Genomic DNA, 16,352 nt, shown 5'->3' with positions numbered 1-16,352 from the left:
AAAATTATTTTTGCACCGCCGATTCTTGCAATACCTGCTCCAATGCCGCAACAAACTTCTCGTTCTGCTCATGCGTCCCTACCGAAATACGGACGTAAGTCGGATAGTTAGCCCAGCGCGGTCTTGAGATGATCCCTTTGCGAAGCAGCGCATCGAACACTTCCTGCGACGGGCGCTTCGCGTCGAACATCACGAAGTTGCCGTGTGCAGGGAAATAAGGTAATCCGAGACGCTCGAGCTCGCCTGTAATGTACGTTATGCCGCGGTTGTTCTGCTCTCTGCAGTAAGCAACGTATTCCTGATCGTCAAGCGCCGCTCTAGCCGCTGCTTGAGCCATACGCGACGTGTTGAACGGCTCTCTTACTTGATTGATGAAGCCGACTATTTCCGGTTGGCCGACGCCGTAGCCGATACGCAGCGACGACAAACCGTATATTTTCGAGAATGTGCGCAGTACGATCAGATTCGGATAGTCATTCAGCAGCTTAATGCCGTCCGGGAAGTCCGGATTGTCGACAAATTCGCAATAAGCCTCATCAAGCACAACAAGCACATGGCTTGGCACCTGCTTCAAAAACGCTGTCAGCTCGGCTTTCGTTACGATCGTGCCGGTCGGGTTGTTAGGATTGCACACCCATAGCAGCTTCGTCCGGCTTGTTACCTTCGCGAGCATCGCATCGAGATCATGCTTGCCATCCTTGAGCGGCACTTCTACGATATTCGCGTTCTCGATCTCGACATTATGTTTATATTGGGAAAAAGTTTCGTTAGCCATGATCGTCTCATCGCCCGGAGCGATGAATGCTCTCGCAAGCATAAGAATAATGTCGCTGGAGCCTGTTCCGAATATAATCTGATTCGGGTTGACGCCTAAATGTTTGGCAAGCGCTTCCGTCAGCTCTACACTGGCGCCGTCGGGATAAATGCTTACTTGATCAAGCTCAGCGATAGCGGCTGCTTTCGCTTTCGGAGAAGCACCAAACGGATTTTCATTCGAAGCGAGCTTAATAACCTCTTGTAGACCAAGCTCTCTCTTTACGTCTTCGATCGGCTTGCCCGGTTGATAAACGGGAAGATGAAGAATATTGCTTTTTGGCTGCATGCGCCGTTCACCTCTTTAGATATGGACTATAGTCTATGTGCTGTCATCCATTGTCTCATAATTTGAGAAGCTTTTAAAGCATTTTTACTGACAAACATTTTAGCGTCGACGCTTTAAAGCAGCACAAGATATAGCAGTGAAACGATATACTTTCCTATATTTCAAAGAAGAGGCTGCCCTTAAGTCGCCTTAAGTGACAGCCTCTCTTATTGAGAGATATTCAACAATCGCTTATTAAGCCTTGAAACTTGCTACGAAATCGCCGATGGAACGCAATCCTTCTGCTTTCTTGTCGGCATCCTTCAGAAGCGGTAACGCATTTTCGATCGTGCGTACAATGGCGCTGCCGACGATTACGCCGTTAACCTGCTTCTCGAAGCGCTCTACCTGATCGCGGCTGGAAATGCCGAAGCCTACGGCAATCGGTAAATCCGTTGCCTCGCGTACCGTAGAGAGGAAATCATCGATGCCGCTATGGAAGTCAGCTCTGACGCCTGTTACGCCAAGCGAGGAGACGCAATAAACGAAGCCTCTCGCTTTACGGGAGATGCGTACGACTCGGTCTTTGGAAGTAGGCGCGACAAGCGGTATAAGATGAACGTTAGCCGCTTCCGCAAGCGCGCGCACCTCTTCGTCCTCTTCAATCGGCAGATCAGGAATAATAAGACCGCTGATGCCTTTGCTCTGAACAAGCTCGAAGAAACGATCGAGTCCATATTGCAGCACCGGATTGAAGTAGGTGAACAAGATGAAAGGCAGCTTCACTCCCGCTTCCCTCGCTTGCTCGGCAATGTTAATGCAATCCACCAGCGTAATTCGGTTCTGAAGCGCTCGCTCGGAGGCGCGTTGAATGACAGGTCCATCTGCGAGCGGATCGGAATAAGGAACGCCGAGCTCCACCATATCCGCTCCCGCATCTTCTAATGTCTTCAATATCTCTACCGAGGTTTCCAGATTGGGATCGCCCATCGTAAGGAATGGAATCAGCGCGGTACGGCCTTCGCTTCTCAGCTTCGCAAATACGTTATCAATGAGATTCATTCGGCGTGCCTCCCAAGTAACCCATAATCGCTTCTACGTCCTTATCTCCGCGACCGGATAAGCTAACGACAATCACTTTATCTTTGCCTAGCGTCGGTGCAAGCTTCATTGTCTGTGCAATGGCATGCGATGACTCTAGAGCTGGAATAATACCTTCTGTTCGCGACAGCAATTGAAGCGCCTCTAACGCCTCAGCGTCAGTAATCGGCACATACTCCGCGCGTCCGGAATCTTTTAAGTAGGCATGCTCAGGACCGATACCCGGGTAATCAAGTCCTGCGGAGATGGAATGCGCCGGCTGTACTTGACCGTGCTCGTCCTGCAGCACATAGCTGAGCGAGCCTTGGAATACGCCATGACGGCCTTTCGTCATCGTAGCCGCATGTTCTTCTGTCTCAACGCCGCGGCCTGCCGCCTCAACGCCAAGCAGCTTCACGCCGTCATCGCCTACGAACGGATAGAAGATACCCATCGCATTACTGCCGCCGCCTACAGCTGCAACGACATAATCAGGCAAACGGCCTTCTTCTTTAAGGATTTGCTCGCGTGCTTCGTCGCCGATAATCCGTTGGAAGTCGCGTACCATCATCGGGTAGGGATGAGGTCCGGTAACCGATCCGAGAATATAATACGTATCGTCTACATGGCTTACCCAGTAGCGCAGCGTTTCGTTGCATGCGTCCTTAAGCGTACGGGTGCCGGAGAGGACAGGCACAACCTCGGAGCCTAGCAACTGCATACGGAATACGTTAAGCTGTTGGCGCTTCATATCCTCTTCGCCCATGAATACTTTGCATTCCAGCCCGAGTAAAGCAGCTACGGTTGCAGAAGCGACGCCATGCTGTCCCGCCCCTGTCTCAGCAATAATCTTCGACTTGCCCATCCGCTTGGCAAGCAAGCCTTGTCCGATCGTGTTATTGATTTTATGAGCGCCCGTATGGTTAAGATCTTCCCGCTTCAAATAAATTTTCGCTCCGCCGAGATGCTCGCTTAGCCGCTCCGCATAATACAAAGAAGTCGGTCTGCCTGAATACTTGTGCAGCAGGTAACGAACTTCTTCTTGGAATTGCGCATCCTTCGAATAATGCAAGTAAGCTTCCTCTAGCTCCAAAAGCGCGTTCATGAGCGTCTCTGGAACATAGCGGCCGCCGAACTTGCCATATCGGCCGTTCTCGTCTGGTACTTGAATCATGACTCCATCACCCTTCTTACGAATAATCGAATTTTCTCAATATCCTTCTGTCCTTCTGTCTCGACACCGCTTGACACATCTATTCCATCAGGAGCGTACACGTTCAACAGCTCCTGTACATTATCCGCATGAAGCCCACCGGCAACATAAAGCGGCAACGCTATTGATCGTGCGGCCGCAAGGTATTCCTTGATCGTCACCCAATCGAAGGTATGTCCGGTTCCGCCCCCGGCGGAATCAATAAGTATAGCGTCAACAGAACCATGGTAAGGCAGTATGCGCTCAATAGCCGTTTGCGATAACTCAGACATGTTATCCGTTGACGAAGGCTTCATACCGAGCGCTTTCCATACTTGTACGCGAAAGCGTTCCTTAACCGCGCGGCATAAATCAGCGGATTCGTCGCCGTGAAGCTGCACGATATCAAGCGGGGCAATCGAGAGTACGTTATCTAGCTCCTCAATCGTTGGGTTAACGAACACGCCGGCTGATTTCGGCCGCTCGCCGCCTCTAGCCGTTAAGCGGTTCGCCGATTCGATCAATGCTGCCGCCGACTCCGGCGTCACCTGCCGCTTACTCTTCGCGAACACGAATCCGATTTCGTTGATAGGCAAGCCGTTCATCGCTTCAATCGTTGCGATATCCTTAAGTCCGCATATCTTGATATGCGGCAACTTTTTGCCGGTCATCGCACCGTCACCGCACCCATCAGATCGTGAACAGAGCCAGCGACATCATCGTGGCGCATGAAATGCTCGCCAATCAATACGCCATGCGCGCCGATGGACTGCAAGTAATCCATATCCGCCCTGCCGGCAATACCGCTTTCGCTTATGACCGTAACATCCTTCGGCATCATGCCGATAAGCGCCTCCGTCGTACGAAGATCTGTAACGAATGATTTGAGATCACGATTGTTAATGCCGATCAGCTTCGCTTTATCCAGCTCCAGCACAAGCTCCAGCTCTTCGCGGTTATGAACCTCTACCAATACATCTAGACCTATCGATTTCGCGATATCGTGCAGCTCGCCCAGCGATTCCTTCGTGAGAATCGCTGCGATCAGCAAGATGGCATCCGCTCCAATAACGCGAGCTTCATATACTTGGCGATAATCGATAGTAAAGTCTTTGCGCAGCAAAGGCAGTCCGACAACCGAGCGGATCGAGCTCAAATATTCATTGGCGCCTTGAAAATAATCCCGATCGGTCAGTACCGATATGCAGTCAGCCCCTGCGGTTTCATAAGCCAAAGCCAGCTCAGTCGGATTAAAGTCCGGACGGATAAGTCCTTTCGAAGGCGATGCCTTCTTCACTTCGGCAATCAATCCCATTGAACGATTGCGCACGCCAGCGCTCAATGCGCGCTCGAATCCTTTGCAGCTTGGCAGCTCCGCAATCCGATTCTCAAAGTCGGACAATGAGAACGCCGCGGCGAGCGCTTCAACCTCTACCTTTTTCGTAGCAACTATTTTATCAAGAAACATGAGCCAGCTCTCCTGTCGTTTGAATTAACTGTTCGAGCTTACGCTCAGCTTTGCCTGAATCGATCACTTCGGCTGCGATGGCCGCGCCTTCGCGCAACGACTCTGCAAGTCCGCCTACATAGATGCACGCTCCTGCGTTCGCCAGTACGATATCGCGGTAGGCGCCGCGTTCTTCACCAGTGAAGATGGAACGGATAATGGCTGCATTGACCGCAGGCTCCCCGCCCAGCACATTCTCGATCGCCCAACGTTTAAGCCCGATTTCCTCCGGAGTTAGATCATAGGTGCGGACGCTGCCATCCTTCAATTCGGATATTTGCGTCGGTGAGGAAATACTGATTTCGTCCAGTCCATCATGACTGCTGACGACTAGCGCACGCTTAAGACCAAGATCCTTCATCACTTCAGCTACCGTCGATGTGCGCGAACGGTCGTATAGACCGAGCAGTTGACGATCTGCGCCTGCCGGATTCGTTAACGGACCCAGCATATTGAAGATCGTCCGAATGCCAAGCTCTCGACGAGGGGCAGCTGCATGACGAAGCGATGGATGATAGTGCTGCGCGAACATGAAGCAGATTCCGATCTTCTCCAAGCAGGCTGCTGCCTGTTCTGGCGAAATCCCGATTTGAACGCCCAGCGCTTCCAACACATCAGCGCTTCCGGTCTTGCCGGACATCGCACGGTTGCCGTGTTTGGCAACGCGAATGCCGGACGCCGCCGCAATAATGCATGATGCCGTAGAAATATTGAATTTATGAATGCCTGAGCCGCCCGTACCGCATGTGTCGAGCAAGCCGTCCTGATCCGTCTGAACATGGCTCGAATGGGAACGCATAACCTCGGCGAAGCCCGTAATTTCGTCCTTCGTTTCCCCCTTGATGCGCATTGCCGTTACGACGCCTGCGATCTGGGCAGCGGTGGCTTCCCCGTTCATAATGATGCTCATGACCGACCTTGCTTGCTCGCGAGTGAGGTCCGTCCCCTCAATCAATGATCGCAGCGCGTGCTGCATCGAGTACAATTCCGTTTGCTGCGTCATTACCGAGTCAACCCCTCTCTTGTTTCCACATCGTAATCCGTATTCACCGACTGATATAAACCCGCATTGCCGCTTGGCTTCGCGAAGATCGCTTCCGCTGCGCGTATCGCCTTCAGCATCGCTTTCGCTTTATTAACGGTCTCCATATATTCGCTCTCTGGAACCGAGTCCCATACGATTCCCGCTCCGGCTTGAACGTACGCTTTGCCGTGCTTGAATATAATGGTCCGAATCGTAATACACGTATCCATCGTTCCACCGAAGCCCAAGTAACCGATCGCTCCCGCATATGCTCCCCGCGCTTCGTTCTCCAGCTCTGCAATAATTTCCATCGCTCTTAGCTTTGGCGCGCCCGACACCGTGCCTGCCGGCAAGCAAGAAAGAAAAGCGTCGAAGAAATCTTTATCCTTATGGAGTTTGCCGGATACGTTCGATACGATGTGCATGACATGCGAGTACCGCTCGATTTCCATAAACGAATCGCATTTGACCGTGCCGAACTCCGATACGCGTCCAATATCGTTCCGTCCTAGATCGACAAGCATAAGATGCTCGGCCCGTTCCTTCTCATCGGCTAGAAGCTCCCGTTCGTACGCCAAATCCTCTTCCGGCGTTTTGCCTCGCGGCCTTGTTCCGGCAATCGGCCTTGTCTCCAGCTTGTCGCCGCTCACCTTCACCAACGCTTCTGGCGATGTGCCGACAATGACTTCCTCGCCCATCTTCAAGTAATACATGTAAGGCGATGGATTCATCGTCCGCAAGACGCGATACACGTGAAGCGGATCGATATCCGTCTCAATGCTGAACCGCTGCGAAAGCACCACTTGGAAAATGTCGCCCGCTCGAATATATTCTTTGGCCTTCTCGATATTGGCGATGAATTGCTCCTTCGTCACATTCGACTGAATATCGCCCAGCTCATGATCCGTGGAGATCGCCTGGCCCGTCGTAACCGGTGTAGCCGCAGGCTTCTTCAGTCGCTCAATTGTTGCTTCAATCTTGGCAACCGCAGCCGCATATGCGATAGCAATATCATCATCCGTAGCGCCTTCTTTGACGTGAACGTTGCCGATCACTTGAAGCTGCTGCTTGAAGTGGTCGAAAGCAATAATTTGATCACAGAACATGAATTGCATATCGTTCATTTGCAGATCATCTATCCGATGTGCTGGCAGCTTCTCGTAATACTGCAACAGATCATAGCCGAAAAATCCGATGGCTCCTCCCGTGAATGGAGGCAGATCCGCAATTGCCGGACTGCGGAAGGAGCGAAGACGCGCTTTGAGCAGCTCGATCGGCTTGTCGCGGAGCGTTTGCTTCTCTCCGTTATGCTCGAGCACCATCTCCCCGTTTTTACCGTAAAGCATCATGAACGGATCGGTGCCGATAAACGAATGGCGCGCCCATTTCACGCCGCCTTCTACACTTTCCAGCAGAAACGCGTATTCTTCCTTCGCGAAATGCTGGAATAGTCTGATTGGCGTTTCCGTATCGGCCATCATATAGCGCACGATCGGAATCAGATTGAATTGGCTGGCGAGACGGGTCACTTGCTGCAGCTCGGTTGACATTGGAACGACCTCCATTGGGGATGAAATAGTTAATGAAAATAAAAAAGCTCCTGCCGCAGCAGGAGCGTTGAATGTAGATGATAGCGAAAGTGTGCAGTAATTAAAGAAGCTACTCATTGTATAGGAAAATACAGCTCCGCCATGACGCTAAAGCCACTTGATCTGAACGAATCAGAACTAAGCTATGCGTATGCAAAACAATTGTAATTCCCTATGTCCCCTCGGGACGCTCTTCTCTAACCTGCTCTTAACTGGGCTCGACTCATCTAGGCTCAACTGTAAAACCTGCTCTGACTATTCTCACTTACGATCTTCAATATACAACAACTTACGACTTCCCGTCAACCGATGAATATGCCGTACATTAAAGATTATTTGACGCTTCAGCAGCTCTTCTTTACGACTGCGATAGGTCAGGACGAAGCACGCTGGCTCCGCCTAAATAGACATGCTTAATGTCTGCCAGGCCTTTGTCCGTATTGATAAGGAGCATGAAGCGTATGCACTTCTCTAGACTTCCCTTCACCGGAACCTCAAGCGCGCACATCAGCGGCACTAGCTCCCACCCGCTCGTTTCGCGAATCGCTTTGGCAGGGAACGCTTCATCCAAATCATTCGTTACCGTTATGAAAATACTGCAAACATCGTCCGGAACGATACCATTCTCGGCTATCATGGTGTGAAGCAGCTCTAATGTTGCATCCAGCACCTGTTGTTTGTCGTTAATCTCGACCGTTATCGCACCTCGAATACCTCTTACGCTCATTGCAGCTCTGCCTCCTGTTTCAGTTGTTCAACGATCTCACGCACCCATGCTACGGGAACGTCCTTCACGATATCGACTTTGCCAATGGCTGTCGGGACGACGAATACCATCGTACCTTCCTTGAACTTCTTGTCATGCATCATCGCATCCATAATCGCGTCAACGTCATAATGCTCCGGAAGTCGAACCGGCAGGCCGCATGCGGACAACACCCGCTTCGTCGTCGTGTACACTTCTTCGTCAGCACCGTATTTCAACCCAAGCTTGGCCGATCCGATCATGCCGATCGAAATCGCTTCGCCATGAAGCAACTCTCCGTACCCTGCAACGGCTTCCAATGCGTGGCCGATCGTATGGCCAAGATTCAATATCGCCCGCAGATCGTTCTCGCGTTCATCCTTCGATACGACCGCTGCTTTCACGCTGCTGCCTTTGTACAACGCATAGCCAAGCGTATCGGGATCTAGCGCCAGCAGCTTCTCTGCATTCGCCTCGCACCATTCTACGAAATCGGCATCCCAGATAAATCCATGCTTGACGACTTCAGACAAGCCGGCGCTTACCTCTCTCGGAGGAAGCGTCTGCAGCGTTTGCAGATCGTAAAGGACAAGCTCCGGTTGATGGAAAGCTCCGATAATGTTTTTGGCAAGCGGATGATTAACCGCAACTTTGCCGCCTACGCTGCTGTCATGCGCTAGAATCGTCGTTGGCACTTGTACAAACTTAACGCCTCGCATATATGATGCTGCTACGAAGCCAGCTAGATCGCCGACAACGCCGCCGCCGAGCGCTACGATCGCCGAATTACGATCAAGACACGCTTCAAGCGCTTTCCCGACCAGCATGCCGAGCATAGCCAGCGACTTGGAGCTCTCGCCTGCCTCAACGACCGCACTGACCACGCTGAAGCCCCCATCTTTCAAGGATTGCTCTAGAGCCGCAAGATGACGACTGGCGACATGCTCGTCGGTGATGATCATAAGCGGTGATTTCTTGCTGATGCCATGCTTGATGAAATAGGAGGAAGCCTCGCCAATCAGACCTTCTCCAATATAGATCGGATAAGAACGTTCACCTAATTCAACCGTAAGTTCTCTCATATTAGTAACGCTCCAATTGCGCTTGATAGCTGTTAACATTGGCGCGAATCTCTTCAATGGAATCGCCGCCGAATTTCTCCAGGAACGCCTTCGCGACTTCCCATGCGACGACATGCTCCATAACGACACTCGCCGCAGGCACGGCACAGCTGTCCGAACGCTCCACTTGCGCAGTGAACGGCTCTTTCGTATCAATGTCTACGCTGCGAAGCGGCTTGTATAAAGTAGGAATCGGCTTCATGACGCCGCGAACAACGATCTGCTCGCCATTGGTCATGCCGCCCTCGAATCCGCCAAGACGGTTAGTTGCGCGATGATAGCCGCGCTCCTCGTTGTACATGATTTCATCATGTACCTGCGAGCCGCGAAGCTTAGCCGCTTCAAAGCCGATGCCGATCTCGCAGCCTTTGAACGCGTTGATCGATACGACTGCTTGCGCAATGCGACCGTCAAGCTTGCGGTCGTATTGCACATGGCTGCCAAGTCCGATAGGCACGCCTTCGATAATACACTCGACGATACCGCCAATGGAATCGCCTTCCGCTTTTATCTGATCGATATAAGCAGTCATCTTCTCTTCCGTTTCCTTATCCACAACGCGTACGGACGATTCCTCCGTCAATCGGATCAGCTCGTCGACCGAGAGATCGTTAGCTGGCGCTTCAATCTCGCCGATGCGAATGACATGTCCGGCAACCTTAATGCCGAATTCAGCCAACAGCTGACGAGCAACAGCGCCCACGGCAACTCGTGCCGCCGTCTCGCGCGCGCTTGAACGTTCCAGCACGTTGCGCAAATCCTTCAAGTTGTATTTCAATCCGCCGTTCAGGTCGGCATGACCTGGCCGCGGTCTATGTACACGGCGCTTCTCTTCATCGCTGCCTTCGATCGGCTCGATATTCATCACGCTCGTCCAGTGCTTCCAGTCGTTGTTCTCAACGACGAGCGCTACCGGCGCCCCGGTTGTCTTGCCGTGGCGTACGCCGCCCACAATGTTCGCAGTATCCTTCTCGATCTGCATGCGGCGACCGCGCCCATGACCCTTCTGGCGGCGATGGAGTTGAAAGTTAAGTTCCTCAAAGTCGATTTTCAAATTGCTTGGAAGTCCTTCAATAATTGCGGTTAATTGTGGACCGTGGGTTTCTCCCGCTGTCAAATAACGTAAACTCAAGACCAAGCTCCTCCTTCAAAGCAAGCATTTTTGCACTTGCTCGTCTATAACTCTATCTCGCATGAGCCTCAACATCTTTGCTCATTATAGTACAGCCCATAAGGTTTGACAAGAAATTGACAGGCCTCAAAGGCAATATTTCAACAAAGATTTAAAGCGTCAACGCAGTATCGGACAAAAGCAACCGAAATAAAGAAAAATGGACGCAAAAAAACTGGCAACATGCTTGTCTATCAAGCGTGTTGCCAGTTTTCTCTTCACTGCTGCTAAACGATCATGAGTTGATATTCATCTAATCATCTGCTTCGACCGCTGTAGCACAGCCTCAGGCATAAGCCGCGGGTCATCAACAAGCCGGACCATTTGGCCGCTGTCAACGCCGATGATTTGCGCGCACTCTTGAATCGATATCAAGCCTCGCCGATAAGCAGCGATTACTTTGCGCTTGTCCACTCTTCTCATCAACCTCCAAATCGCTCCGATTATGATTAGTATTGGAGAAGATGGAAAACGGTATACATGATCTCAAAAGTTAAACGCGCCGGTAGAAGAATGTATCCGCCGTTTCGAAGCCGTATTGCGCCGGGGAGAAGATTTGCTCCGTGCTGCCGACGAACAGCAGACCACCCGGTTTCAGTGCTTTTGCAAATTTATGATACAATAAGTGCTTGGCTTCCTCGGTAAAATAAATCATAACATTGCGGCATACAATCAGGTCGAACGAGCTGTCAAACGTATCATGCAGCAGATTTTGCTGTTTGAACTGAATGAATTGCTTCAGTTGATCCGAGATGAGATATGCTCCGTCCTGCTGCTTGAAATATTTTTGCCTGCAAGCCGGCGGCACATCGCGCAGCGAACGCTCCAGGTAGCTGCCCTCCATCGCCTTCTTCAGAACATTGCTGTCCAGATCGGTAGCCAGCAGGCTTGTCTTGCCGATTGCCCCCAGCTCTGAGAGCATCATAGCTAGCGTGTAAGGCTCTTCACCCGTCGAACATGCGGCACTCCATACTTTCAGCCTTGCATTGTTCTTAAGCATTTCAGGGAAAAATCGATTTTGAAGCACATCCCAGCGTGAAGGGTTGCGCCAAAACTCGGAGACGTTGATCGTCATCCGATCGAGAAACTCATTGAGCATGCTGCGATTCTGCTCGATTGCTTTCCAGTACTCCTCGAAGGTCGCATATCCGTGCTTCATCCGCAGCGTCGTCAATCTGCGCTTCATTTGGGCTTCTTTATATTGCGATAGATCGATGTCTGTCTTCTGCTTTATGCGAGTAACAAACAACGAGAAATCACGATCGTCGAGCATAAGTCCCTCCGCTGCAAGCGGCAACTAGGCTTTAACTACACCCACCGCTGAATTGTATGTTCGTAATCGACAATCTCATTTGGCTTGAAGAAGATTCCCATTTCACGGATCGCATTCTCGGCAGAGTCGGAACCGTGAATGAGATTGAAGTTCGTATGTACGGCAAAGTCGGAACGAATCGTTCCTGGCGCTGCGTCGAGCGCATCGGTCTTGCCTATAAGCGCGCGTGACAATGCGATGACATTATCCCCTTGCCATACCATGGCGAATACAGGGCCCGATGTGATGAAGTCAAGCAACGGCTCATAGAACACTTTGCCTTTGTGCTCGGCATAGTGAATCTCCGCCAGCTCGCGAGGGATAATCATAAATTTGGCTGCAGCTAGCTGTAGTCCTTTTCTCTCGAGTCTCGATACGATTTCACCGATCAAACCGCGTTGAACGCCATCTGGCTTAATCATCAGAAATGTTTTTTCCATGGCTAGTCAGTCCTTTCAGCACCGCTTTGGTTTAATAATTACGTTTGCCTACGAAATGAGCAATGTCGGCTAGGTTTTTCTTCGCCGCAATGTTCGGCAATCCTTCTAAAGCAGCCAGCGCTTTATTTATATATCGGCTCGCAAGCTGATCTGCTTGAGCGACACCGTCGCTATTGCGAATCATTTCAATTGCGCGGCTCGTATCCGATACGCTGCCGCTCTCGCGGATAAGAACAAGCTCGCGGCTCAGCGCTACTTGAATACGCTTTTCCTTCAGAGCCAGTATGACGGGCAGTGTAATATTTCCCTGCCTCATATCCGAGCCCGGCGGCTTGCCGATCTGCTTCTCCGTACCGAGAAGATCAAGCAGATCATCCCTAATTTGGTAAGCCATACCTACATTATACCCAAATCTGTACAATTTGTTCGCCGTTTCACGGTCTGCGCTTGCGGCTACGGCACCGAGTTGGCAGCTGATCGCGATCAACAGCGCTGTTTTTCTCCGTATACGCAGGAAATAGTCTCGCACCGACTGCTCCATGTTGAAGAAGTCGCGTATTTGCTCCATCTCGCCTACACACATCTGCACCATCGCTTTGGACAAGATTTGATGGATAACCGGATTTGTCAGCTTAGTCGCAAGCGTCAGCGCTTTGCCGTATATATAATCGCCGGTATACATCGCAATACGATTATCCCATTGGGACTTGACCGTTAGTCGACCCCGCCTGGTCTCCGCATCGTCGATGACATCGTCATGCACGAGGGAGGCCATATGAATGAGCTCCAGCGGAACGGCGATATGCTTCATTACTTCCAAGCTGTAATTGCCGAACTTACCTGAGAGCAGTACGAATATGGGGCGAATTCGCTTGCCGCCTGCCTTGAGCAGATGTACCGAAGCTTCGCTAAGCAGCGCATGATCCGTCGTAACGGTGCGCTCCAGTTCTTGTTCGATTTGATTTAAATCGCCTTTCATCTTTGCATACAAGTCTAGTAGTTTCATTCTTTCACCTATTGGGCAGATTGGTCTTCAAAAAAAGTAAACTCGACGTCCCTCGCCAGCAGTCCAAGCTGCTTCGCATAGCGGAAATACAGGGCTAAACCTTCTTGCAGCTTGCTGCCAAAATCATATTGCAGAGAATGAAAGTACATATCCCAATAAGCGGCGTCTCCGCCGAGCTGCTTGCAGGCTTGCCGAATTAACGGCTCTAGATGATTTTGGTTATGCTGCTTACACTTAAGAATAGCAGCATATGCAGCTTGTACAGCTTCAGGATTCGAGTGGATAACATCCTTGCGCGCAGCAACGACCGCATACGTCATACCGAGTCCCGTCCACTCATTCCATAGACGGCCAAGATCAATCACATGCAGCCCTTGTTCGTTCCATGAAGCATGGATCGCAGGATCGCCGATCAATAACGCCGCATCAGCTTCCCGTAGCATTTCCTCAAGTCTTGGCTCGGCCGTTACATACGTGGGCGAGCATTCATAATACATTTCCATTAAAATTTTCAATAAATTAACGGACGTTGCCGATGTTGACGTGACGGCAATCGTAGACGGCCGCTTCAATTCGAGCGGCTCTTTAAGGAACAACAGGATCGAATGGACAGGTCCAGTCGATCCAACGGATAATTGCGGAAGCAGCATATAGCTCTCCGAATGTAAGCCATAGGAATAAGAGGATATGGCCGATATATCTAGCTCGCCCGCCTGCAGCAAGCGATTCAGCTCTGCAGGATAGCGGGAAATGCTCTCATAATTCACATGGCCCGCGAACGACTCCAATTGATGAAAGAGCGGCCATGCATTCGCATAATCAATTGTGCCGATGGTAATTGGGCGATTATAGCCCATTGTACTCATCTCCCCATCTTCGATACAAATCATGATCAACATCTGCCTGATCGAGCACTTTTCCTACGAGGAAATCGATCATCTGCTCCATCGATTGCGGTTTATAGTAAAAAGCCGGCATAGCAGGTACGATACGCACCCCTAATTTGGCCAGTGTAAGCATATTTTCCAAATGAATCGCGTGAAGCGGCGTTTCTCTTGGCACAATCAGCAGTTTGCGGCCTTCCTTCAGCATAACATCAGCCGCTCTCGTCATCAAATCATCGGATATGCCGTGAGCGATCGAAGCAAGCGTCCCCATCGAGCAAGGCATGATCATCATGCCCTCTACTCGGAACGAGCCGCTTGCGATGCTGGCGCCAATGTCTGCATTCGGATGAAAAACAAGCCTTCCATCCGTCAGACTGGCTCCGAAGCAAGCTTCCAAAGCCGCTTGCCTGCGCGTCGTTTCCCAACCTAGCTCTTCCTTCAATACGCGCCAGCCCGCTTCCGTAATGACAAGATGCACGTCAAAACCGCTGACGATCAGCTCCTGAATGAGCCGAATGCCATAAATCGAACCGCTTGCACCCGTAATGCCAACAATCCATTTGCGCCTGCGGAGAGACGAGTTATGACTTGAAGGCGTATCTAACGCTACCATTGCTTAAGCACCAACAAATCGAAGATCGTGAAAGCAAATAATACGACGCTAAGCGTACCGTTCATACCGAAGAAAGCAGTCTGCACGCGTGACAGATCATTAGGCCGCACGAGCCAATGCTGGTAGAACAGCAGCGATATCGACACAATCGTTCCAACCAAGTACGCCCAGCTTAATTCCGTCATCATGAATAGCATAATAAAGCCGATCGCGGTCACCATATGCAAAATACGCGCAAACCATAACGCGCCGGCAAGACCGAATCGCGCAGGTATGGAATGCAAGCCTGCTCCACGGTCATACTCGAAGTCTTGTGTAGCGTAAACAATATCGAACCCTGCAATCCACAGCGCGACAGTCGCATACAGCAGCCATGCCGCTGGATCGAAGTGCCCCGTTACGGCTACCCATGCGCCAAGCGGGGACAAACCGATTGTGAAACCAAGCACAAGGTGGCACAGCCAAGTAAACCGTTTCGTATACGAATACAAAACGAGCAGTGCAACCGCAATAGGCATGAGCTTCAGCGCAATCGGCTGCAAGTTAGCCGCAGCGATGAACATGAGTACGAGTGAAACAACAATAAAAATAATGACTTCTGCCGATTTCAATAATCCGGCTGGCAGCGCCCGTTTCTCGGTTCGCGGATTGCGAAGATCGATCGCCTTGTCAATGACGCGGTTAAGTCCCATAGCGGCGCTGCGCGCGCCGAACATCGCAAGCGTAATCCAACCGATCTCTTCCCATGAAGGAAGACGCTGTTCCATTGCAACAGCGCCCAAGATTGCTCCCATAAAGGCGAACGGCAAAGCAAATATCGTATGCTCAAACTTGATCATTTCAAGAATAATGCCTATTTTGCGAATCATTGACGCTTCTTCTCCTTTGTCCCCATATGCAACGCTGCAACTCCGCCGGTCAGCGGATACGCGTTCACGCTTTGCAAGCCCGCCTTCTCGAACAGCTTAACGAGCTGCTTCGCATCTGGAAACACTTTAAGCGATTCCGGAAGCCACTTGTATTCATCGAATCGTTTCGCCACCAGCTTGCCCATTAACGGCAAAATTTGACCGAAGTACAAGTTGTACATCGCTTTGAACGGCTGCCAAGTCGGCTTGGAAACTTCCAAGCATACGACCATGCCTCCTGGCTTCACAACGCGTTCCATTTCCTTCAGCACTTGCAGGAAATCGGGACAATTGCGAAGTCCGAAGCCGATTGTTGCATAATCGAATTGATTGTCCTCGAACGGCAAGCTCATCGCATTGCCTTGTACCAGCTTAATCTGTTTGCTAAGTCCTTGCTTGTCCACTTTCGCAGCGCCTACATCGAGCATGTTTTGGCTGAAATCAAGACCAATAATTTCACCCGATACGCTTGCCTCGGCCAGCGCAATCGTCCAATCGCAGGTGCCGCAGCATAGATCGATTGCAGTCTGCCCCGGTTGCATGTTCATCTTCTTCATCGTAAACTTCCGCCATGCCTTATGCCTGCGGAAGCTAATCAAGTCATTCATCATATCGTACTTCGGCGCTACACGCTCGAATACGCCATGAACATGACTCTTAGAGTTCGCATCCATTT

General features: G+C 51.0%; 18 protein-coding genes. All 18 read right to left on the bottom strand.

Annotation, left to right across the window (positions count from 1 at the left end):
• Nucleotides 1-4: 4 nt before the first annotated feature.
• Nucleotides 5-1,102, bottom strand: a complete 1,098-nt coding sequence (hisC, locus tag AC0YN0_RS12845; protein ID WP_475821565.1) for a histidinol-phosphate transaminase — start codon at nucleotides 1,100-1,102, stop codon at nucleotides 5-7.
• Between the two features lie 234 nt (nucleotides 1,103-1,336).
• Nucleotides 1,337-2,143 (bottom strand): tryptophan synthase subunit alpha, encoded by an 807-nt coding sequence (trpA, locus tag AC0YN0_RS12840; RefSeq protein ID WP_475821564.1) that lies wholly within the window; start codon nucleotides 2,141-2,143, stop codon nucleotides 1,337-1,339.
• Nucleotides 2,130-3,335: a tryptophan synthase subunit beta gene (gene trpB / locus AC0YN0_RS12835; protein WP_442050382.1), complete on the bottom strand. Its 1,206-nt coding sequence runs from the start codon at nucleotides 3,333-3,335 to the stop codon at nucleotides 2,130-2,132. Before trpB ends, trpA begins: the two co-directional genes overlap by 14 nt.
• Nucleotides 3,332-4,024 (bottom strand): phosphoribosylanthranilate isomerase, encoded by a 693-nt coding sequence (locus AC0YN0_RS12830; RefSeq protein WP_475821563.1) that lies wholly within the window; start codon nucleotides 4,022-4,024, stop codon nucleotides 3,332-3,334. The genes trpB and AC0YN0_RS12830 overlap by 4 nt, the downstream gene beginning before the upstream one ends.
• Entirely contained in the window at nucleotides 4,021-4,821 is an 801-nt protein-coding gene (trpC, locus tag AC0YN0_RS12825; protein WP_475821562.1) for an indole-3-glycerol phosphate synthase TrpC, read from the bottom strand. Before trpC ends, AC0YN0_RS12830 begins: the two co-directional genes overlap by 4 nt.
• Nucleotides 4,811-5,863, bottom strand: coding sequence for an anthranilate phosphoribosyltransferase (gene trpD, locus AC0YN0_RS12820; protein WP_475821561.1), 1,053 nt, complete (start codon nucleotides 5,861-5,863; stop codon nucleotides 4,811-4,813). The genes trpC and trpD overlap by 11 nt, the downstream gene beginning before the upstream one ends.
• Nucleotides 5,863-7,434, bottom strand: a complete 1,572-nt coding sequence (gene trpE, locus AC0YN0_RS12815; RefSeq protein WP_475821560.1) for an anthranilate synthase component I — start codon at nucleotides 7,432-7,434, stop codon at nucleotides 5,863-5,865. Before trpE ends, trpD begins: the two co-directional genes overlap by 1 nt.
• A 397-nt stretch (nucleotides 7,435-7,831) precedes the next feature.
• A complete protein-coding gene (gene aroH, locus AC0YN0_RS12810; protein ID WP_475821559.1) occupies nucleotides 7,832-8,200 on the bottom strand; it encodes a chorismate mutase in 369 nt (122 codons plus the stop codon).
• On the bottom strand, nucleotides 8,197-9,300 hold the full coding sequence (aroB, locus tag AC0YN0_RS12805) for a 3-dehydroquinate synthase (protein WP_475821558.1): 1,104 nt from the start codon (nucleotides 9,298-9,300) through the stop codon (nucleotides 8,197-8,199). Before aroB ends, aroH begins: the two co-directional genes overlap by 4 nt.
• A gap of 1 nt (nucleotide 9,301) precedes the next feature.
• Nucleotides 9,302-10,471, bottom strand: coding sequence for a chorismate synthase (gene aroC, locus AC0YN0_RS12800; RefSeq protein WP_475821557.1), 1,170 nt, complete (start codon nucleotides 10,469-10,471; stop codon nucleotides 9,302-9,304).
• Nucleotides 10,472-10,759: 288 nt separating this feature from the next.
• Nucleotides 10,760-10,936, bottom strand: coding sequence for a hypothetical protein (locus AC0YN0_RS12795; RefSeq protein WP_442050465.1), 177 nt, complete (start codon nucleotides 10,934-10,936; stop codon nucleotides 10,760-10,762).
• A gap of 67 nt (nucleotides 10,937-11,003) precedes the next feature.
• Entirely contained in the window at nucleotides 11,004-11,783 is a 780-nt protein-coding gene (locus tag AC0YN0_RS12790; RefSeq protein WP_475821556.1) for a CheR family methyltransferase, read from the bottom strand.
• Between the two features lie 35 nt (nucleotides 11,784-11,818).
• Nucleotides 11,819-12,262, bottom strand: coding sequence for a nucleoside-diphosphate kinase (ndk, locus tag AC0YN0_RS12785; RefSeq protein WP_475821555.1), 444 nt, complete (start codon nucleotides 12,260-12,262; stop codon nucleotides 11,819-11,821).
• Nucleotides 12,263-12,293: 31 nt separating this feature from the next.
• A complete protein-coding gene (gene hepT / locus AC0YN0_RS12780; RefSeq protein ID WP_475821554.1) occupies nucleotides 12,294-13,268 on the bottom strand; it encodes a heptaprenyl diphosphate synthase component II in 975 nt (324 codons plus the stop codon).
• A gap of 8 nt (nucleotides 13,269-13,276) precedes the next feature.
• Nucleotides 13,277-14,125 carry a menaquinone biosynthesis protein gene (locus tag AC0YN0_RS12775; protein ID WP_475821553.1) on the bottom strand — a complete coding sequence of 283 codons (849 nt, stop codon included), beginning with the start codon at nucleotides 14,123-14,125 and terminating at the stop codon, nucleotides 13,277-13,279.
• Entirely contained in the window at nucleotides 14,115-14,768 is a 654-nt protein-coding gene (locus tag AC0YN0_RS12770) for a UbiX family flavin prenyltransferase (protein WP_475821552.1), read from the bottom strand. The genes AC0YN0_RS12775 and AC0YN0_RS12770 overlap by 11 nt, the downstream gene beginning before the upstream one ends.
• Nucleotides 14,762-15,637, bottom strand: coding sequence for a UbiA-like polyprenyltransferase (locus tag AC0YN0_RS12765; protein WP_475821551.1), 876 nt, complete (start codon nucleotides 15,635-15,637; stop codon nucleotides 14,762-14,764). The genes AC0YN0_RS12770 and AC0YN0_RS12765 overlap by 7 nt, the downstream gene beginning before the upstream one ends.
• Nucleotides 15,634-16,350 (bottom strand): demethylmenaquinone methyltransferase, encoded by a 717-nt coding sequence (locus AC0YN0_RS12760; RefSeq protein WP_442050396.1) that lies wholly within the window; start codon nucleotides 16,348-16,350, stop codon nucleotides 15,634-15,636. The genes AC0YN0_RS12765 and AC0YN0_RS12760 overlap by 4 nt, the downstream gene beginning before the upstream one ends.
• Between the last annotated feature and the right edge of the window lie 2 nt (nucleotides 16,351-16,352).

It is taken from the genome of Paenibacillus sp. J22P218 (genome assembly GCF_056269195.1).
Note: the sequence above shows the minus strand (reverse complement) of the source record. Positions and strands in the feature narration are given on the sequence as shown.

Coding starts and splice junctions, on each gene's coding strand:
- trpC (WP_475821562.1), bottom strand. CDS start 4,821: ATGTTTCTTGATAAAATAGTTGCTACGAAAAAGGTAGAGGTTGAAGCG.
- hisC (WP_475821565.1), bottom strand. CDS start 1,102: ATGCAGCCAAAAAGCAATATTCTTCATCTTCCCGTTTATCAACCGGGC.
- AC0YN0_RS12770 (WP_475821552.1), bottom strand. CDS start 14,768: ATGGTAGCGTTAGATACGCCTTCAAGTCATAACTCGTCTCTCCGCAGG.
- trpA (WP_475821564.1), bottom strand. CDS start 2,143: ATGAATCTCATTGATAACGTATTTGCGAAGCTGAGAAGCGAAGGCCGT.
- AC0YN0_RS12790 (WP_475821556.1), bottom strand. CDS start 11,783: ATGCTCGACGATCGTGATTTCTCGTTGTTTGTTACTCGCATAAAGCAG.
- trpD (WP_475821561.1), bottom strand. CDS start 5,863: ATGACGCAGCAAACGGAATTGTACTCGATGCAGCACGCGCTGCGATCA.
- trpE (WP_475821560.1), bottom strand. CDS start 7,434: ATGTCAACCGAGCTGCAGCAAGTGACCCGTCTCGCCAGCCAATTCAAT.
- AC0YN0_RS12765 (WP_475821551.1), bottom strand. CDS start 15,637: ATGATTCGCAAAATAGGCATTATTCTTGAAATGATCAAGTTTGAGCAT.
- hepT (WP_475821554.1), bottom strand. CDS start 13,268: ATGAAACTACTAGACTTGTATGCAAAGATGAAAGGCGATTTAAATCAA.
- AC0YN0_RS12830 (WP_475821563.1), bottom strand. CDS start 4,024: ATGACCGGCAAAAAGTTGCCGCATATCAAGATATGCGGACTTAAGGAT.
- aroH (WP_475821559.1), bottom strand. CDS start 8,200: ATGAGCGTAAGAGGTATTCGAGGTGCGATAACGGTCGAGATTAACGAC.
- trpB (WP_442050382.1), bottom strand. CDS start 3,335: ATGATTCAAGTACCAGACGAGAACGGCCGATATGGCAAGTTCGGCGGC.
- AC0YN0_RS12760 (WP_442050396.1), bottom strand. CDS start 16,350: ATGGATGCGAACTCTAAGAGTCATGTTCATGGCGTATTCGAGCGTGTA.
- ndk (WP_475821555.1), bottom strand. CDS start 12,262: ATGGAAAAAACATTTCTGATGATTAAGCCAGATGGCGTTCAACGCGGT.
- aroB (WP_475821558.1), bottom strand. CDS start 9,300: ATGAGAGAACTTACGGTTGAATTAGGTGAACGTTCTTATCCGATCTAT.
- AC0YN0_RS12775 (WP_475821553.1), bottom strand. CDS start 14,125: ATGGGCTATAATCGCCCAATTACCATCGGCACAATTGATTATGCGAAT.